Here is a 26,805-nt window from a genome sequence, read left to right on the forward strand (position 1 = left end):
CTTCTCGAGAAGGGGCACGGAGGGGGTTGCGGCCCGGTGGGATGCGTCCGGCTAGCGGTACGGCCGTTGCCGGCAGGGGCAGCCTTTCCGGGAGCCGGAGCCCGGCGGATAAAGGATGGGATAGGCTGGAAGAGAGGCGTCCGCGAGACAACGCGCCCCGGAGGGCGGGGCCTTTGCCTGCGCTCACGGCAGTGGCCGTCCAGGAGTATGTAATGAGGTCATCGCCTTGACTACCGCGTTCACGGAAGGGATAGCCTACCTTCGCGAACACCTCGACGACATCGTCGAGGAGATCGTGGGGCGCGTGCTCAACACCATCCCCTCCTTCATGCGCATGCCCCCCGATTTCGCAGCGCAACTGCGCGTGTTGGCGAGGAGAGCGTGCCAGACCCTCCTGCGGCAGGTGGAGGAAGAGAGGGTTACCTTCGACCGGCTGGAGGTCGAGTTCCGCGACTTCGAGCTGGTGGATATGCTGCGCGCCTTCCAGGTGGGGAGCGAGATCGCCTGGAAGTGGATAAAGACGGCGTGGGACGAGGCCGGCTACCCCCCCGAGGACAAGCTCCGGGCGGCGGAGATAGTATGGGACTCCTACTTCAGGGCCGCCAACACCCTGGCGCGCGACTACGTGCGGGAGCGCCAGGAGAAGGTAAAGGAGTACAACAGGTTCCTGGACCGGGTGCGCGTCACTCAGGACCGCAGGGCACTGCTGCGCCTGGTGGTCGAGGGGGCATGCGATGTACTGGGCTACCGGCGGGCGGTGGTCTTCCTCTTCGAACACGACCTGCTCATCCCCCAGTCGGCGCGGGACCGCATGGAGCCTTTCTGGGGCGAGAGGATCCTCGAGGAGAGGAGACAGTACCCCCTCACCCCCATGTCCAATTCCCCGGAGGCGCGGGCCATCTTCGGCGCGCATATCATCGCCGAACGCGCCCGGGAGGGCGACCGCATCGCCTTTCTCACCCCCGAGCCCGGCGCCCTCTATTTCCTGGTGCCCCTTAACACCACCGGGACGCCGCGGGGACTTCTCTACCTGGAGGGAGATGCCCGCGGCGGCGGCCTGGGCGAGCGGGAGATGGAAACCCTCGCTTCCTACGCGGAGACGGTGAGCATGGCCCTCGAGAACACGCAGCTCTACCGCGAGGTGATGGCGAAAAGGCGGGTGATGGACCACCTCATGGCACGGGTTAACACCGCCCACGAGGAGGAGCGCGCCCGCATCGCACGCGAGCTGCACGATTCCGTCGCCCAGTCGCTGCTGAAGATAATCTACGCCGCGGGCTTCGCGCTGGACTTCATCAAGGAGGACCCACAGCTGGCGGTGGATGAGATAGAGGAGGTGCAGCAGCGCGCCAAGGACTGCCTGCGCGAGCTGCGCGAGATCATGGCTAACCTCAGGCCCACCTCCCTGGACATCCTGGGGCTCAAGGAGACCATCCAGCGTTACGCGGAGCAGTTCGAGGAGGAATACGCCATCAGCACCAGCGTTGACCTCAAGGGGCTGGAATCAATCCCTACCGCGGCCGAGCTCCCCATCTTCCGCATCCTCCAGGAGCAGCTGACCAACGTGCGGAAACACTCCCGCGCCAGCACGGTGAGGATAAGGACGGAGGCGTCCGGAGGAGACCTCATCCTCACGGTGGAGGACGACGGCGTCGGCTTCGATCCGGAGATGCTGGAGGAAGAGCAGGAAAGCGGAGAGCACCTGGGCCTCATGGCCATGCGCGAGCGGGCGGAGCTGCTGGGAGGACAGCTGATCATCAATTCCCTGCCGGGCATGGGGACCCGCATCACGGTGAAGATTCCCATGATCACGGGGAGGGAGGGGTGATGGTCGGGGAACGCCAGAAGCCCGTCAACGTCATGCTCGTGGACGACCACGAGGTGGTGCTCGAGGGGCTCATTCGCATCCTGGAGAAGCAGGGGGGGATCAGGATCGTGTCGGTGGCGCGCAGCGCCGAGGAGGCGCTGGAGAAGCTGGAGCGGACGGAGGGTTTCAAGCCCGACGTGATCATCGTGGACATCCAGCTTCCGGGCATGAACGGCATCGAGCTCATCCGGCGCGTGAAAAGGGACTACCCCGGCATCGAGGCCATCACCCTGACCGTCTTCGACGACGAGCAGTTCGCCCGCCAGGCCATCATGGCAGGCGCCATCGGATACGTCATCAAGGACGCCGCCAAGGAAGAACTGGTGAAGGCGGTAAGGGCTGCGGCGAAGGGGGAATCGCTCATCTCCACCTCCGTGGCGCGCAAGCTCATCGACGAGATGACCGAACCCACGCTTCGCAGGAAGAAAAAGGAAGAGGGCTTCGAGGACCTCTCCCAGCGCGAGGTGGACGTCATCAAGCTCATGGCCCGGGGGTACAACAACCGCCAGATAGCCGAGATCCTCTTCATCAGCGAACACACGGTGAAGGTGCACATCCGCAACATCTTCCGCAAGATAGGGGTGGCGGACCGCACCAACGCGGTGCTCTGGGCACTGGACCGGGGGCTGGTGCTCAAGGACAAGGAGACCATCAGGCCCGACAAGCCCGCCATCTGATGGGGTCAGCCCCGGACATGGGACATAAGAGTCCGGTCCTCCGCGATCGAGGGGGTCATCTCTGCCGGAAGCCGTTTTTCATCATGCGGTCTGCGGACCTGGCTTTTGTTGAGGGGATGACGCTGGCGGGCGTGATACGTACGGGCGTCTCCGGGCGGGGATCTGCGGCTTGACGGCGCGCCCCCGAGGGCCCCCCTCCCTGCACGGGACCGCTCCGGGCGAGCGGGGCTTCGTGAGCCGTTCAGAAGGGCAGCACAAATCGCCCCTCTTCTGGGAGCATGCGCCTTATCTCCAGGAATCGACCCTCGAGGCGGGGGCCGATGAGATAGCGGCGTCCGGTTTCGCCTTCCCGTTGGTGCTTGATATCGGCGGGCTCCCTCTCCAAGGCCTCGAAGAACCCGGCCATCTTCCAGGCCAGGAGTTGAGGGAAGGGAACGCCGTCGATCTCCGCCTCGATCAGGAAGGGTTTGCGCGTTACCCGCCGTGGTTTGCCCCAGCCGAGGAAGGGCAGACCCATGAAGAAATTCCGGTAGGCGGTCTTGTAGTTCTCCGCCTTGAGGGCTCCGTACTCGGCCGCCGCGGCCGCGGCGAGGGCTCCTCCCACGGCGGGAGGCAGGTCCCCGTCCCTGCTGCCTACGATCTCCTCCAACACCGCCTGCCACCCCCGTGCCGAGGTGATGACCATGTGGCGGTGGGTGCCGGCCTGGTAGATGGTGCCCAGCTCCTCGTCCCAGCGCAGCTCCCACGTGAAGAGAGGAAGGCGGCACTTCTCGCAGACCTCGAGATCGTAGTCGCGCTGGGGCCGGCGCGGCGGCGCTTCGCGGCGCGGTTCGTGTTTTCCGCGGGCCACCGTCTTCACCGTGATGTTCCAGTCATATTGCGTGGAGGCGTTGAGGGAGAGCAGCGCCTCCACGCCGTAGATACCCTCCCAGAAACCCCATATATCGCCCGCCAGGAGCTGGGGATGATAGGGATGGCGCGCCTTCAACTCCAGCTCTTTTCCGGGCTTCAGGCGAACGACCTCGAGGTTGCCGCATCCGAGGAGCGAGGCCTCCTCGAGGGCCAGCCGCACGAACTTCCCGGCAAAGGGACGGCGGCGCAGGAAAGCCCTTCGCAGGGGGGTCATCTGGGACGCCACCTCGGCGCGCGTGAACTCGCGGCGGCGCTCCCGCAGGGTGTCCAGCAGCTGGTCCCCCCGCAGCCGTACACCCTCGGCCACCAGGACGGAGATCTCCTCCTCCGCAAGGAACACGAGGCGCTCCGATCGCCTGGACCGGAAATAGATCCCTCCGTCGGTGGTCCACACCAGCTTGCGGCTCAGCCACCGCGGCAGTCCGCAGGCGGGGCACGCGTTGCCGTCCTGCATATCCACCTCCTTTTCCCAACAGGTTAAAGGAGGGTTGGCGGCTATGCAACCGGCCGAATTCACTTATGACGAATCAACACGGGAAGATATCCTTGCCTTTCTGCCACTCATACCAGCTGAATGCAACCGTGCGAATTCACTTATGACGAATCAACACGGGGCGCAAGCGCGCCGTCCGCGTCGCGCCGTCGGCTTCCATCCGCCGCCCGTGTCCGCCGCGGCGGTCCCCTGCCGCCTCGCGCGGGCGAAAGGCGGTGAAGGAAAAACCGCTTTTTTCCGGGCAAACGGAAAAGGCCCCGCAGGGGGGACGGGGCCTTCCGCTAATGCGGACTCCTATGGGGATTCAGGGGATACCTCAGGGATGTCGGTGTTGCTGCGATCGTTGCTGCGAATCCTGTTTGGATGATTGCCGCCGATGTTGCTGCGAAGTGAGCTGCGAACGTTTCCGCGACCTTGCTGCGACGATTGCCGTGTGCATTGGGGCGTCATGGACGAGAGTCGTGTTAAGTAGTCCGTCTGGGCTGCATTCTGTTGCTATAGGGGTAGATGGCTGTCTCGGCTAGTCGGCTTCGGATGGTGCTAGGGGAATGCTACTGCGTCTACTTAAGGGGGCTGCGACTGATGCTGATGCCGACTCGTCCATGACTTTCATCCGCTGTTTCTAAGGCACTATTCCCCCGGTGTCCGCTTGGGGCCTATTTCAAGGTTCCATCTACGCCTAGAAGTTACATCGGCGGCAAGGGGCCGCGCCATTCCTCGCAGGTAGTAATTAATGGGAAAAATAATACCGTGGTATTAGAAAAACGGGAAAAAGGCATTATCGGCGGAAGCAAGAATCGCCTGCGCGCCGTGCGCCGCGCACGATCACGGCCGGCATGCCGCAGGGTCGGGCTGTGTTACACTAGGGGACGTTCGGAACGGGACGGAAGGACATGCAGATGGTAGTGGATCTTCACGTGCATACCCGGACCTCCTCCAGGTGCAGCGAGATCGCGCCGCCGGACATGATCGTCCAGGCACGGGCAATGGGGCTGGACGCGGTGGCGGTGACCGAACACGGAACCATGCACGGAGCGCTGGTCGCCCGTGAGCTGGGCCGCGAGGAGGGTTTCACCGTTTTCGCGGGGGTGGAGGTCTATACCCCGGGCGGGGACTTACTGGTTTTCGGGGTGCGGGACGAGCTGCTGCCAGACATGGCCTTTGAGGAACTGCATGCGCTGGTCAGGGAAGAGGGAGGGATGATGGTGCTCGCCCATCCGGCACGGGGGTACTGGGGGCACCGCCGCAGATACAAGGGCTTTCCGCCTCGAGAGGTATTGCGCATGGTGGATGCGGTGGAGGTCCTGAACGGCTGCTGCTCTTACCATGAGAACGTGCTGGCTACGCGCATGGCGCACGAAATGGGACTGCCGCAGGTGGGCGGGAGCGATGCCCATGACCTTCGCGGGCTGGGGCGTTGCGTCACGGTCCTGCCCCGCGCGGCGGGGAGCGAGGAAGAGCTCGTGGCCATGGTGAAGGGGGGCGAGTGTAGGGCGGCCTATATCGAGGACGCCCTGCCGCGGGCATCGCATGTCCGCCCCGGGATGGCGGAAGATGCTGTCCGCCCCGGCATCTTATCGCAGGGCGAGTGAGCCTGGCCCACGGGCTTATGGCCCCCGGCCCCCGGCCCCCGGCCTTCGGCCTGGTGCCTTTCGTTTTTCGGTTCACGGGAGGAACGGGCCACGGTGAGAGCCTCCGGGCCGCATCCCTTGGCCATGCCGCGGGGTCGCCATGCCGCGGCCAGGCGGAGGCGTGAGGCAGGGGCACCGGGTCCCGGGACGGGCATGGATGAGGGATCGTGCGCGAGGTCGCCGGCGGCGAAGGCATGAAGGGGAAGTTCCCCCGTACCGGGCGCGACCTTCCCGTTTCGGCGCCTGGACGGAAGTGAGAGGTGATGGTGGACAGGAAGCAGGAAGACCTCTGGCAGCGCAGCCTGCAGGGGGTCAATGCGTTCATGGAAGGGGTGGCCAGGAGGCTCCCCCTCTACCGCTCCCTGCGCCGTGCCTTCCTGGAGGGGGGCGACGGCATGGTGGACTGGGAGCAGGCGCGGGAGATCGCCGTGCTGGTGGCCCAGTCCGAGCCCGCCGCGCCGCCGCGGGCCGCTCCGCCGCGAGAGGATTTCGAGGCCATGAAAGGCCGCAGCGAGGAGCTGGTGCGTGAGTACTCGCGCCTGGAGCCCAGGGAGCCCCTGGGGCCGCTCATGGTGTTCGACCGCCCCGACTGGATAGACGCCAACCTGGAGAGCTTCCGGCTCATATTCGAGCCGCTGGCGGAGAGCTACGGCAGGACCATCGGGAAGCTGGAGGAGCAGAGGAGGAAGCCGCTGCGCGCGGGTAGGGCCCTCACCCAGGGCGTCCTCACCGCCCAGCTCGGTATGGTCATGGGCTACCTCGCCCGAAACGTCCTGGGCCAGTTCGATCTGGGGCTGCCCCGGCCCGAGGACGGCGGCAGGCTGTACATCGTCTATCCCAACCTCCTGAAGGCGGAGGAGAAGATGCGGCTGGTGCCCGAGGATTTCCGCCTCTGGATAACCCTGCACGAGGTGACCCACGCCTTCGAGTTCGCCGCCAATCCCTGGATAAAGGGTTACCTGCGGTCGCTGATGGAGAGGTATTTCGGCAGCGTTTCCCTGCGCCTGGAGGAGATGGGCATGCGCCTGCGCCCCCGGGAGCTCAGGGACTCCGTGCGCCTGAACGAGATCATCAACCAGGGCGGTCTCATCTCCGTCCTGCACACCCCGGAACAGAGGGAGATCCTCGCGAGCATTCAGGCGTTCATGTCCCTGGTGGAGGGATACAGCAACCTCGTCATGGACCTTGCGGGGAAGGAGGTCATCCCCTCCTTCCAGGCGATGAGCGCCGCTTTCCGCCGCCGCCGCGAGGGGAAGTCGGGGGCGGAGCGCTTCGTGGAGAGGATGCTGGGTTTCGACCTAAAGCTGCAGCAGTACCAGGTGGGGGAGCTCTTCTGCCGTGAGGTGGCGGAGAAGAAAGGCATCGATTTCCTCAACCGCGCCTGGAAAAGAAAGGAATACCTGCCCACCGCCGAGGAGATAAGGTACGCCTTCCGCTGGATAGAGCGCATGGAGGAGGAGGAGAGGCGCGCCGTCCTGCGCCGCACCATCTAAGCGCGGCGTTGCCGGAAGTCTCGCTCACGCGGGCCCGGATGCAGACCTCCCGCGCCGGCCTCAATCCGCCAGCAGCCACACCGCCACCGCCACCACCCTGGTCACGGCGCGCAGCCCCTCCTCCCCGAGGCGCTCCACGGTATCGCCGGGTTGGTGGAAGTCCGGGTGCTCGTCCCTTTCGAACCAGGACCAGTCGCAGGTCACCGCCGGCAGGTGATGGAGGAAAAAGGTGGCAGCCGAGGTGCCGGGGTCCGCCCCCCCGATCTCCAGGGTCACCTCCAGCATGGCGGCCGCCTCGTCCAGGGCCTCCACCGCGGGACGGTTCTTGCGGTAGTTGAGGTCCCAGACGTCCATGTAATCGCCCTCGCCCGCGCCCAGGCCTTCGAGGTTGATGATGTGCACGCGCGATTTGAAGCCCTTTTCCTCCAGGACCTCGGCCAGCGCGGAGGAGCCGTACCCCCCGCACTCCTCTGCTCCCAGGAGGGCGAAGACCACGGTGTTGCGGGGACGATCGGACAGCGAGGAGATGACCCGCGCCAGCTCCAGCACCGCCGCCGTCCCCGAGGCGTTGTAGTCGGCGCCGGGAAAGTATTCCCCCGTGGCGGCATCCACGCCCAGCCCGTCGTAGTTGGCGGTGACCATCACCACCTCCTCGCCCCTCTCTCCCGGGAGTTCTCCCAGGATGTTGGCGCAGGTCACGGCGGGCTCGGAGGGAGGGTTCTCGAGGAAACACCGCTCCGCGGGCACCGGGAACTCCTGGCGAAAGCCCGACAGGCCCAGCTCCTCCACCGGCGCGAGCCCCAGCTCCTCCAAGCGCTGCGCCAGGAAGGCCTCCAGTTCCCGTGACTCGGAGGAGCCGGCCGGACGCCCCCGCAGCCCCTCTCCCGCAAGGTACTCTATATCACGCATCATGTGTCCGGGATCCACCGCGTCGGCGAGGGAGAGCAGGAAACCATCTTTTTCGCCATCCTGGGGCGCCGATCCTCCGCATCCCGCCACCACCAGGACGGCGGCGAGCAAGAGTATGAAAATGGGGTCACATCTTCGATCTTCGGTCTTGGCGGACCGGGGCTTAATCCTCGAGCGCATGCTCGATAGCGGCGGTCGCGAGACCCGCATCCTTACGCCGAGAAGGCAACGGCCGCCCGCATCCTGCGGATGGCGGGCGGCCCCCTCTACGGATGCGGGACGGTCCACAGGTGCAGATCCTCCACCCTTCCCGGCCGGTACTGGGGAGGAGGCCCCCTCTACGGATGCGGGACGTTCCACAGGGCCAGAAAACCCCGTTCCGGAATGCGCCGTGCCTCCCAAGCGGCTATCTCCCCTTCCCCCGCTTCTTTTTCTTCCTCTTCGCCCTCCTGTCGGCGGAGCCGGGAGTGCTCGGCTTACCGGCGCCCTTCCCCCGCTCCGCGCCGTTTCTTCCATACCAGGGCAGCGCCTGCGATGAGGAGCAGGGCTCCCAGGGAACCGAAGACCATACCAAGTATCAAGCCCGTCCTGGCGCCCCCGCCACCTTTCTCCTCTCCGCCGCTTGTTCCCGTGATCTCCGACCGGGAGAGCCCCAAGGCCTCATAAGCGTCCCGGGGCTGCCCGCCCGCGCCATCCCCCGCCACCGTGACTCCCACGTTCTGGATCCCCGATACGTCCTGCACCGTCCGCACGATCTGCACCATCGCCTTCCGGGAGGCCTCCGTGTCCCCCGCCAGCTGCATCAGCTCATGCGAGAGGTTGAGGCTGAACTCGCTGCGGTCCTGCTTGATGGTGGTGTACTGGAGCTTGGTGCCCTCGGGGATAAAGGTCACGTATCCGGCGGCCTTTTCCTCTTCCGTGGGGCCTTTGAGGAGCTCGAGGATGGCGAACTCCACCATCTGGCCTCCTCCGGTGATCTCGCGCTCCACCTGGGCCAGCTCGCCGTCCCGGAAGAAATATACGTGCCCGGGAGGGGCGGTCTCCCCGCCGGGCTGGGTGACCTCGGGCCCGAACTGCCCCTGGGCAGGCTCCGGTGTCGGCTGCTGTTCCTGTGCATACGCCACGCCGCATACCAGGAGGAGAAGCACCGCGGCGGCGATGACGGCGAACGGCTTCCTGGGCATGGTCACGCTCCCTTCGCGCCTTGACTAACCTTTGACCGATCCAGCGTGCGGTCCATGTAAGACCCGTGGACCGTAGAATACGGCCCTGCCTTATTGTATGGAGATGCCGGTGTCGCGGGCAAGGTTCCACCGGACGTGGATGGCGCCACGCCGCGGCGGATAAGCGCATCCCACGATGACCGTATGTCCCTCGGCCGGTTGCGACAGGGGGATGCCCACACCGGATCCGAGGCATGCCGCGGCATCCTCGTGTGGCCACCGGCGCGCGCCCGCTTTTGCCCCGCCCGGGGCGGAGACGAAGCGGTAGCGTCGCCGTGAGGTCGCCCCCTCGGCGGTCATGTACATGAAGGTGGCGGCGGAGATGTAGAGATGTAAGAAGGGGCGCCGCGTGCCCAGGCCACCCGCGCCATATGCCTCGCGCGAGTGTCGCTACCTCGTCCCCTCGTCCCAGGGAGCGCCGATAAGAGGAGACGTCGATGACACGAAGGTCCATCCGTCCCCTCGTCCCAGGCAGCGCCGGCGCGAGGCCCCGGTCCGTGTCGGGGACAGGCGCGTTTGCCCCGGAGCGCCGGGAGGGATAATCTGTAGGGTATGAGGTGCTCGGATGCGCCTCTGGGGCGAGGAAGGGTCGCCCCAGAGGCAGCGGCGGCTCCGAGGGCGTTTGCGACGTCGGGAAAAGAAGAAACACAGAACGGATGAGCCGTGCTTGCGGAAGCGTCATACGGGAGGCGGGAGGCCGAAGGGGCTCCCATGGAACCGGGGTCCCCATTACTAGCCGGCCGACTCGAGAGCTCCTGAAGGCGGCCGGGAGAGAGGACGGCCCATGAGAGAAACAGAGAACGGATGAGCCGTGCTTGCGGAAGCGTCATACGGGAGGCGGGAGGCCGAAGGGGCTCCCATGGAACCGGGGTCCCCATTACTAGCCGGCCGACTCGAGAGCTCCTGAAGGCGGCCGGGAGAGAGGACGGCCCATGAGAGAAACAGAGAACGGATGAGCCGTGCTTGCGGAAGCGTCATACGGGAGGCGGGAGGCCGAAGGGGCTCCCATGGAACCGGGGTCCCCATTACTAGCCGGCCGACTCGAGAGCTCCTGAAGGCGGCCGGGAGAGAGGACGGCCCATGAGAGAGACTGGCAAGCCGAAGGCGATAAGCAGGATAGGGGTGCCCCGCGCCCTCATGTTCTACCGTTACTACCCCTTTCTCAAGACCTTGCTGGAAGGATTTGGGTACGAGGTGGTGGCCTCTCCTCCCACCAACCTGCGCATCATGGGTATGGGGACCGACCTCTGCGTGGACGATGTATGCGTGGCGGTAAAAGCCCTCTTCGGTCACGTGCGTTACCTCGAGGAGGAGGTGGACGCCGTGCTCATCCCCCGTCTTGTGAGCGTGGAGAAGAGAGACTACGACACCTTCACCTGTCCCAAGCTCATCGCCGCCCCGGACATGGTGCGCTTCTCCTTCCCGCATCTACCCCCTCCCCTGGAGTTCGTGGTCGATGTCGGCAGGGCGCCCTGGTGGTGGGGCTGCGTGAGGTTGGGCAGGAAGTTGGGGGTCCCGCTGCGCGGTATCGCGCGGGCTTACGCGGCGGCGGTACGCGAGCAGAGGCGTTTCGAGGACCTGCAGTATCAAGGCCTGCTGCCGGCCGACGCTTTGAAGAGGATGGAGAACGGCAACGGGGGGCTTCCCCCGGGTTACGCCTCGGAAGACCGGGATGTCGCCGTGGCCGTGGTGGGGCACCCCTACCTCCTTGGAGACCCGCTGGTGAACAAGCGCCTGGTGCACTGGCTCGATTCCTCGGGTGCGAGGGTGCTGGCGAGCACCATGCTCTCGCCGCGCGAACTGGAGAGGGAGGCCCGCAGGCTGCCTGACCTGTCCTGGAGTTACGAGAGGGAGCTGTTGGCGGCGGTATCCCATTTTATGGAAAGGGAGGGAGTGGACGGCATCATCTACCTCACCAGCTTCGGCTGCGGCCCAGATTCGCTGGTCACGGAGATGGTGCGCCGGGAGGTGCCCAACCCCCACGGCAGGGCCCTTTTGGACATGGTGCTGGACGAGCACAGCGCGGAGTCGGGGGTGAGGACGCGCGCCGAGGCTTTCGTGGACCTCCTGCGCCACCGCAAGAGGTCTCGTTCCAGGGCGGTGACGGCCTGATGAAGGTGGCCTTCCCTCATATGGGCAACGCCTATATCCCCCTGCGCGCCCTGGTGGAGCACATGGGGGTGGAGGCGGTGGTGCCCGAGCGCCCCAACCGCGCCACCCTGGAACTGGGGGCCAGATACGCGCCGGAGTTCGTCTGCCTGCCCTTCAAGATCACCCTGGGCGACTGCATCAACGCCCTGGAAAAGGGCGCCGACACCATGGCCATGGTCTGCGGCATGTGGGCATGCCGGTTCGGCAACTACGGGCACGTGCAGCACCTCATCCTCAGGGATATGGGTTACGAGTTCGAGTCGCTGCTCATCGGCAGGGAAGAACCGCGCGTGGTATGGGAGAAGGTCAAACGCGCGGTGGGCAGGGGGGCTTTCCACCGCTTGTTGGGAGCGGCGGCCGTCTTCCGGGCTAAGGCCGCCGCGGTGGAGGAGATAGAACGACTGTCCCGCCATGCGAGGCCCCGCGAGGAGAGGGCGGGGGAGACGGAGGCCCTCATGCAGCGCTATCTCTCCAGGATCGACGAAGCAGACACCATAAGGCAGGTACACGAGATCCGGAGCGAGCTGCGGGAGGAGTTCTCGGCCCTGCCCTTAAGGGAGGAGAACGGCATCCTGCGCGTGCGTATCGTGGGAGAGCTCTACGTGCTCCTGGAGCCCTCCCTGAACTTCGACCTGGTACGGAGGCTCGGCTCAGATCACGGCGTGGAGGCTCAGCCTATCCTCTCCACCTACCGCTGGTTGCTGAGCCCCCTCTGGCTGGACCCCTTCCTGCATCTCTCCTCGTCGCGGGCGCGACGGGTCAGCCGCGCCTATCTGCCCTACGTGCTGGGAGGGGAGGAGCATATGACCATCACCGGCACCCTTGACGCCCCCCGCCAGGGGTTCGATGGGGTGATCCACGCCTATCCCCTGACCTGCATGCCTGAGAACATCTGCCGCACCATCCTCCCCCACATCAGCTCCACGCGGGACGTCCCCCTGCTCAGCCTGTGCTTCGACGAGCACACCTCCACGGTGGGCACCGCCACGCGCCTGGAGGCCTTCATCGACATGCTGCGCTCCCGGGGGCGGTCCCATGCGCCTGCTCGCGGTGCCCTGTGGAGGCCGGAGAAAGCCTAGATGCCGTACGAGTGGCACGGGAAACGTTTTATCGTACCGGGGCCGCCGAGAGAGGTCGCGAGAAAGGGCATCACGCCTCGCCGACAACACCCGGTGCCCGGCGGAAGAAGCCGGCGCTGCCCGGCATCATCGCAGGGGAGAGGCGCCGCTTCAGCGCTCCCTCACCGGGCTCGCTTCAATCCTCTACCTTCACCTCGACGGAGCAATTGCTAGGGAGGATCTCCATGTAGTATTTGCCGGGCGTCAGATAGATCGTCTTTTGGTGGGGGCCGGGCTCGAAGGCGTTGGCGCCCGCCTGCATCTTGCCGTCAAGGTGTGAATAAACGATTATGGTAACCTGTGAGTCCTCTCCCCCGATGACGTTGTAATGGAGCGTCTGCGAGCTGGTGAAGACCTCGAAGACGTCGGTCTTGGTGTCCTGGCTCACGGTGGTGGAGAACACGTATTCCCCACCCTGCGCGGCCGCAGGCGAGGTATCGCTTTCCGCGCCTTTTTCGGCACCCGTTTCAGCGCTGGGAGCCGCGCCCTTATCCCCGGATCCGCAGCCGAGGGTGAAGGTGGCGCAGAATAGGACGACGAGGGCCCCGATGATCGCTGCCAGAATCGCGTTTTTCCTGTTGCCGGCCATTTCACACCTCCTTTGAAGGGCCGTTTTGCTTAAGGGCTTTTCCTTAAAATATAGAGTGCATGCTCTGCTGCCTGCAACATCCCCTCAAGGTTTACCGACCCTACCACATGCCGGGCCGGACCTCCGGAAATGGCAAATAAAAGAAATGCAGGCGAACGGTCCGTCCCCGTGATTGTGTCCCGCACCGCTGATCTAAGGTCCCCCAGAGCGACGCAGGTTCCCGGCATCGAAGATCGAAGATGTGACCCCATTCGGTGATGAAAAGAGCCCGGTCCGGGAAATCCCCCGGCCGGGCATCCTCAATGGTGGAGATGAGCGGATTCGAACCGCCGACCTCCTGCTTGCAAGGCAGGCGCTCTCCCACTGAGCTACATCCCCGCGTTCCCGCTGTCCACAAGGTGAATTATAAAGGGTGATTACCCTTGGTGCGAGGACGAGGACGAGAGCGAGGTCGGGCCCTCGGTGATAGGGACAGACGATCGGAGATTGCCCTGGGTGCGAGGACAAGGGCGAGCACGAGAGCCTGCGCTTAACCCACGGCCACTCGACGGACCGCAGACCCGACCTCAAGCAGTTTTTCGTGAAGATGCTCTGCGCCTACCGCAACACCCCAGTCATCGGCGGCTGCAAGAGCGGCAATGAGTCCGACAAGAATATCAACAACCGGGCGCTCACCCACCCGTCTTCATACATGGCCTTCCACGGGCTCGTCCACGGGGCCTTCGTCTGCCCTCCATCGGCTCAAATCCAAAGGGTCATGCCCGGTATCTGGATTTTGCAAAAGAGGCAGCACCACGACTTTGACAAACCTGGACTATGATGCGGGGCATTGCCATGATTGAAGACATGATCCCATGAACCCGAGTTAATCGCATCGAAGATACGATCCCAAGACTTAATCCTGGACCTTCACCTCGACGGAGCAATTGCTAGGGAGGATCTCCATGTAGTATTTGCCGGGCGTCAGATAGATCGTCGTCTGGTGGGGGCCGGGCTCGAAGGCGTTGGCGCCCGCCTGCATCTTGCCGTCAGGGTGTGAATAAACGATTATGGTAACCCCTGAGTCCTCTCCCCCGATGACGTTGTAATGGAGCGTCTGCGAGCTGGTGAAGACCTCGAAGACGTCGGTCTTGGTGTCCTGGCTCACGGTGGTGGAGAACACGTATTCCCCACCCTGCGCGGCCGCAGGCGAGGTATCGCTTTCCGCGCCTTTTTCGGCACCCGTTTCAGCGCTGGGAGCCGCGCCCTTATCCCCGGATCCGCAGCCGAGGGTGAAGGTGGCGCAGAATAGGACGACGAGGGCCCCGATGATCGCTGCCAGAATCGCGTTTTTCCTGTTGCCGGCCATTTCACACCTCCTTAAACAGGCCATTTTGCTGCAGACCTTCTCTATGGAGTATTTCCTATATGCGCCTCCCGATGTCATTATATCCAACCTCCCTGCGGGCAAGCAGAAACGTCCAAGCCCCGGCATTCTTCCTTTCCCATGATGCCCTGCCTCGTTTTCGCGCCGGGAGCTTCGACTTAAGCGATATCCAGAGAAGCTTGAGCGCTCGAGGTGAGTTCCATAAGCAGTTACTCGTTGCCTACTGCCTCAGGCGGGAGCGGCGGCCAGGGAGCGGATGCGGGAAAGGACCCCGGCGAAGAGTCCCCCCGGCACCGCCGCCTCCGCCATCCGGAAGACCGTCCTTCTTGAGCGGTTTATGACCTTGACCCCCATCTTTATCAGCTTGAGATGGACGCTTGAAAGCGACCAGCGGGATATCTCCCTCGGCGGGGCGAGGCGGCGCAGGAAGTCGCCCAGGTTGTGGGCCGAGCCGAAGAGGGCCAACCTCACCTGGTGGGCCATGTACCTGGTGCAGGATAACCTGGTCCAGGAGAGGGCATACTCGCCCTCCTCTACAGGCTGTTCGCATAAGCCACGCCGGCTGTAGAGCCTCGCCACCTTCTCCGCTGCCCCGCTTAAGCCGGTGACCATGAACCCGATGCGGAAAAAGAGCTCCCCGGCGCCGCTCTATCTTGGCGTGCACCCTCCTTGGCCTATCCCGGGAGGGCGCAGGGCAAAAAGTCATGGTAGAGGACCTTGGGCCTGGCGGAGGGCTCCGCCGGAGGCCTTTCCATGAGATGTTCTACGGTGTCGCAGAGCCCGCTGCCGGCCTTGAGCCTCATGTCGTAGAGCGTCTTGTTATCCTCCAGGTATTCGTAGATATCGGGGGAAGCGTAGCAATTCCCGGTCGTTCATGTCCTCCTAGCCGACCAGACGCGCATAGACCGACTGGTGCAGCAGGCCGGTTGATTCATGCCTTACGTTCCTGCCCGTTCATCCGTCTTGTATCATCGCTCCCGCCATCTCGGTAAATCCAAGCGCCTCGTCCAGCTCCCGAACAGCGAGGCGGCCGGCGTCCGTCGTCACCTTCGCCCCCCAGGATCGCAGCCTCAGACGTGCGTCAAAACGGGGCTTCAGGCCCCCGCTTTCCGCTTCACCCGCAAGATTCCCGTGTTTTCCCTCTTGTATTGCCGCTATTGCATTATCCGATGCATATTTTATCAATACAAGCAAGGAATCCTTCCGTTTTAATATGAGAAATCCGGTATAAACCAAAGGCCGCCGGCGATGAGGGGTTGTCCGGTGGCGCCCGGCTTTGAGGAGCCGTCCGGAAACGCGTGTTTTCCGAGCCGACCGGGATCAACCGGGAAAACAAGGGGCGTTACGGCGGAGCGCCGTTTGGCCGCCTGCGGATGGGTCATATAATTAGTATATGAAGTAGTCGTTTAATGGTTGTTGTCCCAGACCGTCCTTCCGGAGGGAGGGGAACTCCCTGGCGGAGGAAAAGGAAGACGTCACGGGAAAGGGGGTCGCGGAGATGAAGGCTTTCGTGCTCATCAAGGTGGAGCCGGGGAAGATAAAGGAGGTCATGCAGGCGGTCAGCCAGATGCCGCCGGTAAAGGAGGCCTATTGCGTGACCGGGCCGGACGACATCATTGCGGTGCTGGAATCCGACGATGCCAGGGGCATATCCGAGGTGGTCATCGCCGACCTTCATGACGTCGAGGGGATAAAGGGAACGGACACGCGCATCGTCGTGGACCTGGCCTGACCCGGCAGCCCCCTGCCTGCATCCCCGCCGGCGCGCCGGCCCGCAAGGGAACCCGGGGCATGGCGGAGAAAGTCTATCCATAGGAGAGCCGGATGAAGGCGCTGGACTCTCAAGGCGCACGGCAGCGGGGAAAGAGGCCCGACCCGCCTGTGAGGCGTCATTGGAGGCGCCGCGGGGTTGATGTTAAACTTTAACCCGGCCGCGGCAAGGGCCCGGTCCGGTCCGGAATAGCGTACGCGTGATGGAAGGCGGGAGGATGACGGAGCAGGAAACGCTTGCCAGGAGGACGGCGAGGCGCAGGCGCCGTGGCGGGCTCAAGTTCACGCGGCGTTTCTACGCATTGGTGGCCGCCCTAGGGCTGATCGTCATCACCGTCATTCTGGTGGCTTCACTGTCCGGCGGCGGCACGGGGGCCGACTTCAAAGCCGCCGTTACCGGCGCCATAGGCCTGAGCGAGGGCGAGCTGAACCGCCTCAAGGTCAACGAGCTCGGCGCGGTGATGGTCCTGGAGTACCACCGCATCGCCGAGGAGGGACGCTGGTCGCGCACTCCGGAGAACTTCCGCGCGGACCTCGAATACCTCTACGAACAGGGCTACCGCTGCATAGGCCTTGACGACCTGGTGAGCAACGACATCAATGTCGAGCCCGGCTACACTCCGGTGGTGCTGACCTTCGATGACGCGGACCCCAGCCAGTTCCGCTACGTCGAGCAGAACGGGGATCTGGTCATAGACCCCCGCTGCGCGGTCGGGGTCATGGAGGAATTTCGCCGTGAGCACCCCGATTTCAACATCACCGCAACCTTCTACGTGCTGCCCACCCTTTTCGGGCAGGAGGAGTATGCTGAGAAAAAGCTCGCCTGGCTGGTGGAGAATGGCTACGATATCGGAAACCATACCATAAACCACCCCTCCCTTGGGGACCTGGACGACGAAAGTGCGTTGAAGGAACTGGCCGGGAATATAAAGATGGTGCAGAAATACCTGCCCGGATACGAGCAGGCGAGCATCGCCCTGCCCAACGGCTCGGAGCCCAAGAATCCCGCCATCCTCACCCACGGCACCTACGACGGGGTGGAGGTCAGGTTCCAGGCCTCGCTCCTGGTGGGGGCCAATCCCGCCCCCTCGCCCGTGGATCATTCCTTCGACCCCCTACGCCTTCCCCGCGTACAGGCGCTGGACCCCTCGCTGGACACCGGCAACTGCGGGATCTACGCGTGGATACAGTATTTCATGGAGAACCCCGAGCGGCGTTACCGCAGCGACGGAAACCCCGCCACGGTGACCGTTCCCAGGCACATGGCCGACCGCGTGGACATGAGCAGGCTCGGGGGCAAGGAGCTGAGGACCTATTGACGTTGCGCCTGGCCCGCGGGTTTTCCGGCTGCGGGGCTATGAGGCAGGGGTCGCCCCCGTGCCTTGTCGGCGACCGCGAGGGAGAGGAAGAGGAGGGCTGGTGCGGAGAGGCAGGGCTCCGGAAGGACTGGATTGGCTTACTATCCCGGAAGCGGTAAGAGGATCTTCACCCGGCGGCGCCTGAGGTCGCGCATAGCGCCGCGCGCCAAGATAACCGGCGCGCGGGCCGTTTCGGCCGGTACCGCCCGGACCGGGGGAGCGAGAACGGCCGAGCCGAGGCCGGGGATGAGGTCCACGGGGGTGAGGCGCCCCACCGTCCGTCCCCGCCAGCGCATCTACCGCCAGAGGACGAAGATGAACCCGCGCGCGGTCTGGGCGCTGGTCGGTCTAGGCTCCGTGGTCTTCCTCATCGTCATGCTCGTGGTGCTGCTGCACTCCCCGGCCGTCAGCGGTTTGGTGCCCGCCGACGGATCCCTGGTTGCGGGCTCGCCAGTGCACATCGAGGCCTCATTGAGGAGCAACATCAACCCCGGGTCGGTGGGGGTGCTGGTGGACGGAGAGGACCGCAGGGAACAGGCGGCGGTGGAGAAAGGGAAGCTCTCCCTGGACCTCGACCTGGAGGACGGAGTGCACGTGGTGGAGATCGCGGTGGGGGACAAGGTCGAGGCCTCGTCGCGTTTCACGGTGGACGGCACCCCGCCGCTGGTGCAGGTGGAGGAGTGGGAGTTAAGGGACGATGGCAAGACGGTCATCAGGGGCAGGTGCGAGGGAGCCGACGTCTTGATGCTGGACGACAGGAGGCTCTCGCTGGGAGCGGACGGCTCCTTCCAGGTCGAGGTGGACCGCTACGAGCGCAAGGCCGTTACCCTGGTGGCTCTGGACCGGGCGGGAAACCGCAGGGAGATACTCGTGGATACCGCGCCGCCCCCCAAGGTCAAGGGCATCCACGTCTCCATCTGGGTGGCGGCGGATCGCGTGCTCTTCAAGAAGATGGTGGACCTGGTGATGAGGACCGAGCTCAACGGCATGCAGATCGACGTGAAGGACGAGAGCGGGCGCGTGGCCTATCCCAGCGAGGTCCCTTTGGCGGTGGAGACGGACAGCCATCTCACCAAAGGTGGGGTGGATATCGGCCGGGTCATGGACAAGTGCTGGTACAACGAAATCTACACCATTGCCCGCATCGTCTGCTTCAAGGACCCCGTAGTGGCCTCGAAGCGCCCCGACCTAGCGGTGCACAACACCGCCGGAGGAAGGTGGGGGGACGGGAACTGGCTCGATCCCTACAACCGCGAGAACTGGGATTACATCCTGGGGCTGGCCGTGGAGGCGGCACGCAAGGGCTTCAAGGAGATACAGCTCGACTACGTGCGCTTCCCCTCCGACGGCGACACGAGGACCTGCGTCTTCCCCGCCCAGGGAAGCGACACCCGCACCAAGTCCCAGGTGATCACCGATTTCCTCGCCTTCATGCGCGACGGCCTCAAGCCCCTGGGGGTGGCCTTCTCCGCCGACGTCTTCGGCCTCACCGCCTCCGGGCAGGGGGACATGGGCATCGGACAGGACGTCGCGGCCATGGGCCGCTACCTGGACTACATGTCTCCCATGGTCTATCCCTCCCACTACAACCGGGGCGAGTACAACATCGGCGACCCCGAGGCCAACCCCCATGACACCGTCTATGCCAGCCTGGTGGACTTCCAGAAGAAGCTGGAGGGCACGGGGTGCAAGCTGCGCCCCTGGCTGCAGGACTTCTCGCTGAGCCTCAATTACGGCGCCGCGGAGGTGCAGGCCCAGATCCGCGCCTGTTACGAGCTGGGCATCGAGGAGTGGCTGCTGTGGGACCCCAACTGCACCTTCACGGAGGAAGCCCTCCGGCCCGCCTCATAGATATCCGGCGATACATACCTGGCAAGACCTGCCAGGCCCGAGCTTTTCCCGCCCTTATATCGCCGCACGTTCCACAAGCACAGCCTTAGGCACCGGCCATGCTTACGAGACATCATCCTGGGGGCATCCTGCGGCCGGAAAGTCGCCCTCTGCCTTCGCAGAAGGGATTCATGTACCCGGTCAGCACGGCCGGGATCCGCCGGCACGCGACACCGAGCCTTCGCCCTTGCGCCCCCTTCTGTCAGGAGCGGCCGTGGGTGCGCGGTTCCCACCCAAACTTCTACCCGCCCCGCCTTCGAAGCGCCACCTTTACGCGGTCCACGAGCACTGACGGCAGCACCGAGCAGGCGAGGATGAGTCCCCATCCCTCCGCGCCCAACGGGGCGGTTCCGAAGAGGCGCATCAGAGGCGGGACCAGCACCACCATGAGCTGCAGGCCCAGGGAGGCGAGGACCGCGCCGATGAGGGCCCGGTTGTCGAAGAAGGAGAGCTCGGCGATGGAGAGGCGCTCGGAGCGCGAGTTGAAGGCGTGGATGAGCTGGGAGATCACCAGGGTGGTGAAGGTCACCGTCTGGGCCTTCGCCGCGTGGTGTGGGTAGAGGATGGAGCGCGAGACGAAAAAGGCGGCCAGGGCTCCCAGGGAAAGCAGGAGGCCCTGCCACACCACCAGAAGCTGCTTGCGGTAGGAGAGGATGCTCTCCGAGGGGTCGCGCGGCGGGCGCAGCATGATGTCCGGGGCGGGGGTGTCCACCCCCAGGGCCATGGCCGGAAAGCCGTCGGTCACCAGGTTCATCCACAGCACCTGCACCGCCCGGAGCGGGGTCACGGAGGAGAAGAGCATGCCGATGAACATGGTGGAGACCTCACTCATGTTGCAGGAGAGCAGAAAGTAGATGAACTTCTTCAGGTTGTCGTAGATGATCCTGCCCTCCTCCACCGCGTTGACGATGGTGGCGAAGTTGTCGTCGGCGAGGACCATGTCCGAGGCCTCCTTGCTCACGTCGGTGCCGGTGATGCCCATGGCCACCCCGATGTCCGCGTTTTTCAGGGCCGGGGCGTCGTTGACCCCGTCCCCGGTCATGGCCACCGTCTTGCCCCGCGACTTCCAGGCGCGCACGATCTTGACCTTGTCGGATGGGGAGACGCGGGCATAGACGGCTATCCTCTCCACCCGAGAGGCCAGCTCCTCGTCGCTTATGTGCGCCAGCTCCGGACCGGTGACCAGTTCCTTGCCGGGGGTGAGGATGGCCAGCTCCTCGGCGATGGCGCGGGCGGTGGCGGCGTGGTCCCCGGTGATCATCACCACCTCTATGCTCGCCCTGCGGCATTTCTCGAGGGCGGCGAAGACCTCGGGGCGCGGCGGGTCCATGAGTCCGGCCGTCCCCAGGTATATGAGGTCCCTCTCCAGCGCCGCGGCCTCTGCCTCCTCGGGCGCTTCGTCAAGGGGGCGGCAGGCGAAGGCCATGGTGCGCAGGGCGCGCTCGGCCATCCTTTCCGCCTCGGCGGAGTAACGCACGCGGCTTCCGCTCCCCATCTCCTCCAGGCCTGCGGGGGTGAGGACATGGGTGCAGCGGTTGAGCACCGCCTCCGGCGCCCCCTTGACCAGGAGGAGGTAGGGGGCGTGAGGGAGGGGGAAGTAGCGGTCGCCCTCTCCGCGGCGGTGCACGGTGCTCATCATCTTGCGCTCGCTCTCGAAGGGCAGCTCCTCCACGCGGGGCAGGGCGGCCAGGGCCTCATGGCGCGAGAAGCCCACCTGGAGGGCGGCCCGCAGCAGACCTATCTCCGTCCCCTCCCCCAGGAATTCCCCCTCCTGCTCCCTGGCGTCGTTGCAGAGCACCGCCGTGGCCAGCAGGGGCTGCAATGCCTCCCGGCCCCCACCCTCACGCGCCGCCTCCTCCAGCGACACGGGCGGACGCCCCGGAAGGAGCACCTCCCGCACCTCCATCTCGTTGCGGGTGAGGGTGCCGGTCTTGTCGGTGCAGATGACGTCGGCGCAGCCCAGGGTCTCCACGGCGGGCAGCTTGCGCAGCAGCGCGTTGTGTGAGGCCATGCGCCTTACCCCCAGGGCCAGGGCGATGGTGACGATGGCGGGAAGTCCCTCGGGGATGGCGGCCACCGCGAGGCTGACGGAGAAGAGGAACATATCCGCCCATTCCAGCCTGCGCATGACCCCCGCCGCGAAGATCACCGCGCACACGCCAAGGCAGAGAAGGGCGATGCGCTTCCCCACCCGGCCCAGCTCCACCTGGAGGGGGGTCTTCTCCTCACCGGCCTCCCCGATCATCTCCGCGATGCGCCCCAGCTGCGTCTCCCGGCCCGTGGCCACCACCAAGGCCCTGCCGCGGCCGTGCACGGCATGGGTGCCCGTGAAGACCATGTTCCTGCAGTCCCCGGGGGGGAGGGATCCGGGGGCATGACAGGAGGCGTTCTTGTCCACCGCTCCCGACTCGCCGGTGAGGGAGGCCTCCTCCAGGCGCAGCCCGTGGACCTCCACCAGGCGCGCGTCCCCGGGGATGCGGTCGCCGGCCTCCAGGAGGATGAGGTCGCCGGGCACCAGCTCCGAGGAGGGGATGCTCATCTCTTTCCCGCCCCGCACCACGCGCGCCGTGGGGGCGCTTAGCTTCTTCAGGCTCTCCAGGGCTTTCTCGGCACGGTATTCCTGCACGAATCCGAGCAACGCGTTGGCGATGACGATGAACATGATCACCGCCGCGTCGAGGTATTCGCGCAGCACGGCGCCGGAGATCACCGCCGCCGCCAGCAGCACGTAGATCATGAAGTCGCGGAACTGGTCCAGGAAGAGGGAGAGCGGGTTGACGCGCTCCTCCTCGCGGATGAGGTTGGGACCGTGCAGGCGCAGGCGCTCCCTTGCCTCATCCTCCGATATCCCGTCCACGATCGACGTCCCCAGCCGCGTGGCGGCTTCGTCGACCTCCAGGGCATGCCAGTATATGTCCTTGTCCGCCCCCATCGCTTTTTCCTGACCCCTTCCCGGGAACAAGAGCGTTAAACCGGGCCGCGGATGCCGGGCCGCGGGCTCCCGCGAAGCGGAGATGGCCGCCGGCGCGCGGCGACCTCCACTTTACGGTCAACCGGTCGAGCCCGGAGCTGCCCGGCAGGGCGCCTTCCGGCACGGGAGGGCCGCGCGAACCCGCCCGGCGCGTTTTTGAAATGATACCGTATAGATATTATAATGGCGACTGTCCTATGACCGGGGTGAGAACAAGAGGAACAGGGCGGAAGAGGAGCTTTCGGGCTTCCTCGAGTCAAAGGAGGTAGTGGCATGAAGGTCACGTTGAGCATAATCAAGGCCGACGTGGGCGGTTACGTCGGTCACTCCGACGTGCACCCGGCCATGCTCAGCCGCACACGCGAGCTGTTGGCGGAGGCGAAGGAGAAGGGCTTGCTCATCGACTACTGCCAGGCCAAGTGCGGCGACGACATCGCCATGATCATGACCCACAAGAAAGGCCCCGACAACGAGGAGATCCACCGCTTCGCCTGGGACACCTTCGAGGCGGTGACCGAGGTGGCCAAGGAGCTCGGGCAGTACGGGGCGGGGCAGGACCTGCTCACCGACGCCTTCTCCGGCAACCTGCGGGGCATGGGTCCGGGATTCGCGGAGATGGAGTTCGAGGAGCGCAAGAGCGAGCCGGTGATCGTCTTCCTGGCCGACAAGACGGAGCCCGGCTCCTGGAACTTCCCCCTCTACAAGATGTTTGCGGACCCCTTCAACACCGCCGGGCTGGTCATCGACCCCTCCATGCACAACGGATTCCGCTTCGAGGTGCACGACCTCATCGAGGAGAAGAAGGTCATCTTCAACACCCCGGAGGAGATCTACGACATGCTGGTGTTCATCGGCGCCCCCTCGCGCTACGTCATCAAGCACGTCTTCCGCAAGGGCGACGACGAGCCGGTGGCGGTGACCTCCACCCAGCGCCTCTTCCTCATGGCCGGGCGCTACGTGGGCAAGGACGACCCGGTGATGGCGGTGCGCTGCCAGAGCGGGCTCCCGGCAGTGGGCGAGGTGCTGGAGCCCTTCGCCTTCCCCTACACCGTGGCGGGATGGATGCGCGGCAGCCACCACGGCCCGTTCATGCCCGTGGGCACCGACTGGGACACCCCCACCCGTTTCGACGGCCCACCGCGCGTGGTGGCCCTCGGCTTCCAGCTCATCGGCGGCAGGCTGGTAGGGCCCAGGGACATGTTCGCGGACCCCAGCTACGACAATGCGAGGCAGAAGGCCCTGGACATAGCGGACTACCTGCGCGCGCACGGACCCTTCGAGCCGCACCGCCTGCCCCTGGACGAGATGGAATACACCACCATGCCCGCGGTGCTGGAGAAGCTGGCCGACCGCTTCATCCCCCTGGAGGGCTCGGAGCGGGATCACTAAGGCCGGGACGCGGTCTCCGCGGAGTACGCGAGAGGAAAAACGCGCCGCCCCGGGCGGCGCGTTTTTCCTTTACTCGACCCGTCACGTGGTGCCCGTCCGCTACCGGCCGGCTTCGGTCCCCTCTCCGGAGCGGGACCTGCGAGCGCGCCTCACCAGCAGCCATACCGCCCCCGTCACCAACGCCAGGATGAGCAGGTAGGGAAGGGCGTAGAAGAAGCCCACCGCCAGCTTCTTCATGCCGCGTCCGAAGCTCTTGAAGGCCTCGCCCACCCTGTCCCAGAATTCCTCGCCTCCCCCCTCGCTGGACGTCTCGTCCACCGAAAGGGTGAGGGTGGAGAAGCCCACCTGCTTGTCGAGAAAGTTCATGCGCCCCTGCACCTGCTCCTTCTCGAGCTGGATGGAGTCGAGATGTTCCCGGATGGAGATCATCTCCTGGATGGTCTGAGCCCTCGAGATGAGGGTGAGGTAAAACTGCTCCTGGGCCTGCAGGTGCCGCAGCCTGCTCTCCAGGTCCACGTACTCCTCGCTCACGTCCTGGGTCTTGACCTGGCTCGAGGTCACCTCCCCCAGGGAGGACACCTCCCCCAGGAGCTCGTCGAACCTGTCCGCAGGGACACGCAGGGTGAGGGTGGCGTGGGTGTAGCCGTCGCCGTCGCGGCTGGAGCTCTCGTCCTCCACGTAACCTCCCGCCGCTTTGGCCGCCGCCACCGCGTCCTCCCGCACCGAGCCGTACTCTCCCTTTGCGAGCTCCATCTTCACCAGAGCGGTCTTGATCACCTTGAGCTGCAGCTGTTCCAGGACGGCGGAGGTTCCGGCGGAAGAAGTCGCCTGGGGCGGAGTCGGCGCGCTCCATCCCGAGGCGGCCTCGGCACTCATGTTCTCCATCCCCTCCGAAAACAAACCTCTTTCGCCCTGTGAGCGCCCCTTGTCCGCTTCTCCTCCCGCGCGGTCGGAAAGAACGCTCTCGTCGCCGACGACGGATCCGGCCTCTTTCGTCCCGCATCCCAGCACGGCGGCGGAGACCGTCACCGAGACCAGCACCAGCAGCACCGCCGCCCATAACCATTTTCTCCCAGCCATCTCTCCCCTCCGTTAAGCTCTCCCTCGATCCCCTCTCTTTGTTGACGCCCCGGGAACGGCCGCGGTTCCTTTCGGAAGGCGGGGCTGCGGACGACGGGGTCCGGGTTTCTCTCGCCGGCGCGGGAGGACGTAGGCGGGCTGCCGTGTATCGGCCAGAGATGAACGAACGGTCAAGTTACAGGAAATTCCTCCCAACCAGATGCCGGTCGCCCGTTCTTTTTGCTTTTGAAGGATCTCCGTAAAGCCGGTGCACTCGTGGGAGATCGTCCTGATGATGTGATTCTCCGGCGCGGAGCCCCACGATATAATAGGGGGACCGACGCCGAACGCCACCTCGCGTATGCCGGGGATGGTGACGACAGCAGCCCGATACGGAAAAAGGAGAGCACGGATGAGCGAAGACGGCGGAAAGAAGAAAAGGGTGAAGATAGACCGCGTGAAGATGCCGGAGCAGGACCCGGAGGTGCGCCGGTTCAATTTCGAGGAGGTAGCCCTGGGCCTGGATGCCGAGGCCGCCGCCGCGGAGGCCTCGCGCTGCCTGCAGTGCAAGAAAAAGCCCTGCGTGGCCGGCTGCCCGGTGGAGATCGACATCCCCGCCTTCATCAAGCTCATAGAGGAAGGCGACCCCATGGCCGCCGCCGCCAAGCTGAAGGAGAAGAACAGCCTCCCCGCCATCTGCGGGCGCGTGTGCCCCCAGGAGACGCAGTGCGAGGCGGTGTGCACCCTGGGCAGGAAAGGCGAGCCGGTGGCCATAGGGAGGCTGGAGCGCTTCGCCGCCGATTACGAGGCGGCGCGGGGAGAGATCGTTATGCCCCCCAAGGAACGCCCGACGGGGAAGCGGGTGGCGGTCATAGGGTCGGGACCCGGCGGCCTCACCTGCGCCGGCGACCTCGCCCGCATGGGGCACGAGGTCACCATCTTCGAGGCCCTGAACGCGCCGGGCGGGGTGCTTACCTACGGCATCCCGGAGTTCCGACTCCCCAAGGCCATCGTCATGCGCGAGGTGGAATACGTGCGTCGCCTGGGGGTGGAGATCAGGCTGGACCAGGTCATCGGCTGCAGCTACACCCTGCAGGAGCTCTTCGCGGACGGCTATGACGCCGCCTTCATCGCCATCGGGGCGGGCCTGCCCATGTTCATGGACATACCGGGTGAGAACCTCAACGGCGTATATTCCGCCAACGAGTACCTCACGCGCTCCAACCTCATGAAGGCCTACCTCTTCCCCGATTACGACACCCCCATCAAGCGGGGCAAGCGGGTGGCGGTGATCGGGGGCGGCAACGTGGCCCTGGACAGCGCGCGCACCGCCCTGCGCCTGGGGGCTGAGGAGGTGACCATCGTCTACCGGCGCTCGCGGCAGGAGATGCCGGCGCGGGCGGAGGAGATCGCCCATGCCGCCGAGGAGGGGGTGGCCTTCAAATTCCTCACCCTGCCGGTGCGCATCCTCGGGGACGAGTGGGTGCGGGGCATGGAGTGCCTGCGCATGGAGTTGGGGGAGCCGGACGAGAGCGGCAGGCGCCGCCCCGTCCCGATCAAGGGCTCCGAGTTCGAGCTGGAGGTGGACCTGGTGGTCATGGCCATCGGCACCCGCGCCAACCCCCTTCTCACCTCCACCCTCCCGGAGGTAAAGCTGAACAAGTGGGGATACATAGAGGCGGACCCGGAGACGGGTCAGACCTCGGTGCCCAACATCTTTGCCGGCGGAGACATCGTGACCGGGTCCGCGACGGTCATCGAGGCCATGGGGGCGGGAAAGAGGGCGGCCCGCGCCATCCATTCCCTCCTCTCCTGAGAGGGACGCCGACCCCGCTCCCGGGCGGCGCATCCCGCCGCGCGCGGGGGCCCTTCACGTCCGGGTATCTCCCGCAAGAGGCCCGTGCGGTGTCCCCGCCGCCTTCCGGGCGTCCGGCCGCGT

18 protein-coding genes, 1 tRNA gene and 1 pseudogene are annotated in these 26,805 nt (G+C 65.3%); 11 read left to right on the forward strand and 9 right to left on the reverse strand.

What is annotated here, in order from left to right:
• Window positions 1-226 precede the first annotated feature (226 nt).
• Both H5T74_06205 and H5T74_06210 read left to right on the forward strand, forming a co-directional pair.
• Window positions 227-1,828, forward strand: a complete 1,602-nt coding sequence (locus tag H5T74_06205; GenBank protein MBC7229967.1) for a GAF domain-containing sensor histidine kinase — start codon at window positions 227-229, stop codon at window positions 1,826-1,828.
• On the forward strand, window positions 1,828-2,544 hold the full coding sequence (locus H5T74_06210; GenBank protein MBC7229968.1) for a response regulator transcription factor: 717 nt from the start codon (window positions 1,828-1,830) through the stop codon (window positions 2,542-2,544). Before H5T74_06205 ends, H5T74_06210 begins: the two co-directional genes overlap by 1 nt.
• A 241-nt stretch (window positions 2,545-2,785) precedes the next feature.
• Here H5T74_06210 and H5T74_06215 read toward each other — a convergent pair whose 3' ends face one another.
• Window positions 2,786-3,910 carry a hypothetical protein gene (locus tag H5T74_06215; GenBank protein MBC7229969.1) on the reverse strand — a complete coding sequence of 375 codons (1,125 nt, stop codon included), beginning with the start codon at window positions 3,908-3,910 and terminating at the stop codon, window positions 2,786-2,788.
• A 938-nt stretch (window positions 3,911-4,848) separates the two neighbouring features.
• Between H5T74_06215 and H5T74_06220 the strand changes: the two genes are divergently transcribed.
• Both H5T74_06220 and H5T74_06225 read left to right on the forward strand, forming a co-directional pair.
• Window positions 4,849-5,541, forward strand: coding sequence for a PHP domain-containing protein (locus H5T74_06220; GenBank protein MBC7229970.1), 693 nt, complete (start codon window positions 4,849-4,851; stop codon window positions 5,539-5,541).
• A 302-nt stretch (window positions 5,542-5,843) separates the two neighbouring features.
• Window positions 5,844-7,073, forward strand: coding sequence for a zinc-dependent metalloprotease (locus H5T74_06225; GenBank protein MBC7229971.1), 1,230 nt, complete (start codon window positions 5,844-5,846; stop codon window positions 7,071-7,073).
• Between the two features lie 60 nt (window positions 7,074-7,133).
• Here H5T74_06225 and H5T74_06230 read toward each other — a convergent pair whose 3' ends face one another.
• Both H5T74_06230 and H5T74_06235 read right to left on the reverse strand, forming a co-directional pair.
• A complete protein-coding gene (locus H5T74_06230) occupies window positions 7,134-8,072 on the reverse strand; it encodes a M20/M25/M40 family metallo-hydrolase (protein MBC7229972.1) in 939 nt (312 codons plus the stop codon).
• Window positions 8,073-8,458: 386 nt separating this feature from the next.
• Window positions 8,459-9,166, reverse strand: coding sequence for a GerMN domain-containing protein (locus H5T74_06235; protein MBC7229973.1), 708 nt, complete (start codon window positions 9,164-9,166; stop codon window positions 8,459-8,461).
• 1,119 nt (window positions 9,167-10,285) lie between these two features.
• On the opposite strand from H5T74_06235, the gene H5T74_06240 reads away from it, so the two are divergent.
• Both H5T74_06240 and H5T74_06245 read left to right on the forward strand, forming a co-directional pair.
• Complete coding sequence (locus H5T74_06240; protein ID MBC7229974.1) at window positions 10,286-11,317, forward strand: hypothetical protein; 1,032 nt, start codon at window positions 10,286-10,288, stop codon at window positions 11,315-11,317.
• Window positions 11,317-12,435 (forward strand): CoA protein activase, encoded by a 1,119-nt coding sequence (locus H5T74_06245; protein MBC7229975.1) that lies wholly within the window; start codon window positions 11,317-11,319, stop codon window positions 12,433-12,435. Before H5T74_06240 ends, H5T74_06245 begins: the two co-directional genes overlap by 1 nt.
• Window positions 12,436-12,610: 175 nt before the next feature.
• Here the strand turns inward: H5T74_06245 and H5T74_06250 are convergent, their stop codons facing one another.
• From H5T74_06250 to H5T74_06265, 4 genes and pseudogenes are all read right to left on the reverse strand, one after another.
• Window positions 12,611-13,063: a hypothetical protein gene (locus H5T74_06250; GenBank protein MBC7229976.1), complete on the reverse strand. Its 453-nt coding sequence runs from the start codon at window positions 13,061-13,063 to the stop codon at window positions 12,611-12,613.
• Window positions 13,064-13,366: 303 nt separating this feature from the next.
• A tRNA-Ala gene (locus H5T74_06255) sits at window positions 13,367-13,441 on the reverse strand.
• Window positions 13,442-13,958: 517 nt separating this feature from the next.
• On the reverse strand, window positions 13,959-14,411 hold the full coding sequence (locus H5T74_06260; protein ID MBC7229977.1) for a hypothetical protein: 453 nt from the start codon (window positions 14,409-14,411) through the stop codon (window positions 13,959-13,961).
• A gap of 246 nt (window positions 14,412-14,657) precedes the next feature.
• Window positions 14,658-15,527 (reverse strand): annotated as a pseudogene (locus H5T74_06265) (transposase).
• 400 nt (window positions 15,528-15,927) lie between these two features.
• On the opposite strand from H5T74_06265, the gene H5T74_06270 reads away from it, so the two are divergent.
• From H5T74_06270 to H5T74_06280, 3 genes are all read left to right on the forward strand, one after another.
• A complete protein-coding gene (locus tag H5T74_06270; GenBank protein MBC7229978.1) occupies window positions 15,928-16,161 on the forward strand; it encodes an Lrp/AsnC ligand binding domain-containing protein in 234 nt (77 codons plus the stop codon).
• A 256-nt stretch (window positions 16,162-16,417) separates the two neighbouring features.
• Window positions 16,418-17,518: a polysaccharide deacetylase family protein gene (locus H5T74_06275; GenBank protein ID MBC7229979.1), complete on the forward strand. Its 1,101-nt coding sequence runs from the start codon at window positions 16,418-16,420 to the stop codon at window positions 17,516-17,518.
• 132 nt (window positions 17,519-17,650) lie between these two features.
• The gene (locus tag H5T74_06280; protein MBC7229980.1) at window positions 17,651-19,408 is read left to right on the forward strand and encodes a putative glycoside hydrolase; all 1,758 of its coding nucleotides are present in this window, start codon (window positions 17,651-17,653) and stop codon (window positions 19,406-19,408) included.
• 280 nt (window positions 19,409-19,688) lie between these two features.
• On the opposite strand, the gene H5T74_06285 is transcribed toward H5T74_06280, so the two are convergent.
• Window positions 19,689-22,379, reverse strand: a complete 2,691-nt coding sequence (locus H5T74_06285) for a calcium-translocating P-type ATPase, PMCA-type (GenBank protein ID MBC7229981.1) — start codon at window positions 22,377-22,379, stop codon at window positions 19,689-19,691.
• A gap of 312 nt (window positions 22,380-22,691) precedes the next feature.
• On the opposite strand from H5T74_06285, the gene H5T74_06290 reads away from it, so the two are divergent.
• A complete protein-coding gene (locus tag H5T74_06290; protein ID MBC7229982.1) occupies window positions 22,692-23,807 on the forward strand; it encodes a fructose 1,6-bisphosphatase in 1,116 nt (371 codons plus the stop codon).
• Window positions 23,808-23,906: 99 nt separating this feature from the next.
• Here H5T74_06290 and H5T74_06295 read toward each other — a convergent pair whose 3' ends face one another.
• On the reverse strand, window positions 23,907-24,887 hold the full coding sequence (locus H5T74_06295; protein MBC7229983.1) for a DUF4349 domain-containing protein: 981 nt from the start codon (window positions 24,885-24,887) through the stop codon (window positions 23,907-23,909).
• Between the two features lie 391 nt (window positions 24,888-25,278).
• Here H5T74_06295 and gltA point away from each other — a divergent pair, with 391 nt between their 5' ends.
• On the forward strand, window positions 25,279-26,682 hold the full coding sequence (gene gltA, locus H5T74_06300; protein MBC7229984.1) for an NADPH-dependent glutamate synthase: 1,404 nt from the start codon (window positions 25,279-25,281) through the stop codon (window positions 26,680-26,682).
• Window positions 26,683-26,805: the final 123 nt, after the last annotated feature.

This window comes from Actinomycetota bacterium (assembly GCA_014360645.1).
Classification (GTDB): Bacteria; Actinomycetota; Geothermincolia; order Geothermincolales; family RBG-13-55-18; genus Solincola_B.

Bases quoted from the DNA above. Each gene is read 5' to 3' on its own strand.
- H5T74_06245 (MBC7229975.1), top strand. From the start codon at position 11,317: ATGAAGGTGGCCTTCCCTCATATGGGCAACGCCTATATCCCCCTGCGC.
- H5T74_06270 (MBC7229978.1), top strand. From the start codon at position 15,928: ATGAAGGCTTTCGTGCTCATCAAGGTGGAGCCGGGGAAGATAAAGGAG.
- H5T74_06220 (MBC7229970.1), top strand. From the start codon at position 4,849: ATGGTAGTGGATCTTCACGTGCATACCCGGACCTCCTCCAGGTGCAGC.
- H5T74_06290 (MBC7229982.1), top strand. From the start codon at position 22,692: ATGAAGGTCACGTTGAGCATAATCAAGGCCGACGTGGGCGGTTACGTC.
- H5T74_06235 (MBC7229973.1), bottom strand. From the start codon at position 9,166: ATGCCCAGGAAGCCGTTCGCCGTCATCGCCGCCGCGGTGCTTCTCCTC.
- H5T74_06295 (MBC7229983.1), bottom strand. From the start codon at position 24,887: ATGGCTGGGAGAAAATGGTTATGGGCGGCGGTGCTGCTGGTGCTGGTC.
- H5T74_06275 (MBC7229979.1), top strand. From the start codon at position 16,418: ATGACGGAGCAGGAAACGCTTGCCAGGAGGACGGCGAGGCGCAGGCGC.
- H5T74_06210 (MBC7229968.1), top strand. From the start codon at position 1,828: ATGGTCGGGGAACGCCAGAAGCCCGTCAACGTCATGCTCGTGGACGAC.
- H5T74_06215 (MBC7229969.1), bottom strand. From the start codon at position 3,910: ATGCAGGACGGCAACGCGTGCCCCGCCTGCGGACTGCCGCGGTGGCTG.
- H5T74_06250 (MBC7229976.1), bottom strand. From the start codon at position 13,063: ATGGCCGGCAACAGGAAAAACGCGATTCTGGCAGCGATCATCGGGGCC.
- gltA (MBC7229984.1), top strand. From the start codon at position 25,279: ATGAGCGAAGACGGCGGAAAGAAGAAAAGGGTGAAGATAGACCGCGTG.
- H5T74_06260 (MBC7229977.1), bottom strand. From the start codon at position 14,411: ATGGCCGGCAACAGGAAAAACGCGATTCTGGCAGCGATCATCGGGGCC.
- H5T74_06225 (MBC7229971.1), top strand. From the start codon at position 5,844: ATGGTGGACAGGAAGCAGGAAGACCTCTGGCAGCGCAGCCTGCAGGGG.
- H5T74_06285 (MBC7229981.1), bottom strand. From the start codon at position 22,379: ATGGGGGCGGACAAGGACATATACTGGCATGCCCTGGAGGTCGACGAA.
- H5T74_06240 (MBC7229974.1), top strand. From the start codon at position 10,286: ATGAGAGAGACTGGCAAGCCGAAGGCGATAAGCAGGATAGGGGTGCCC.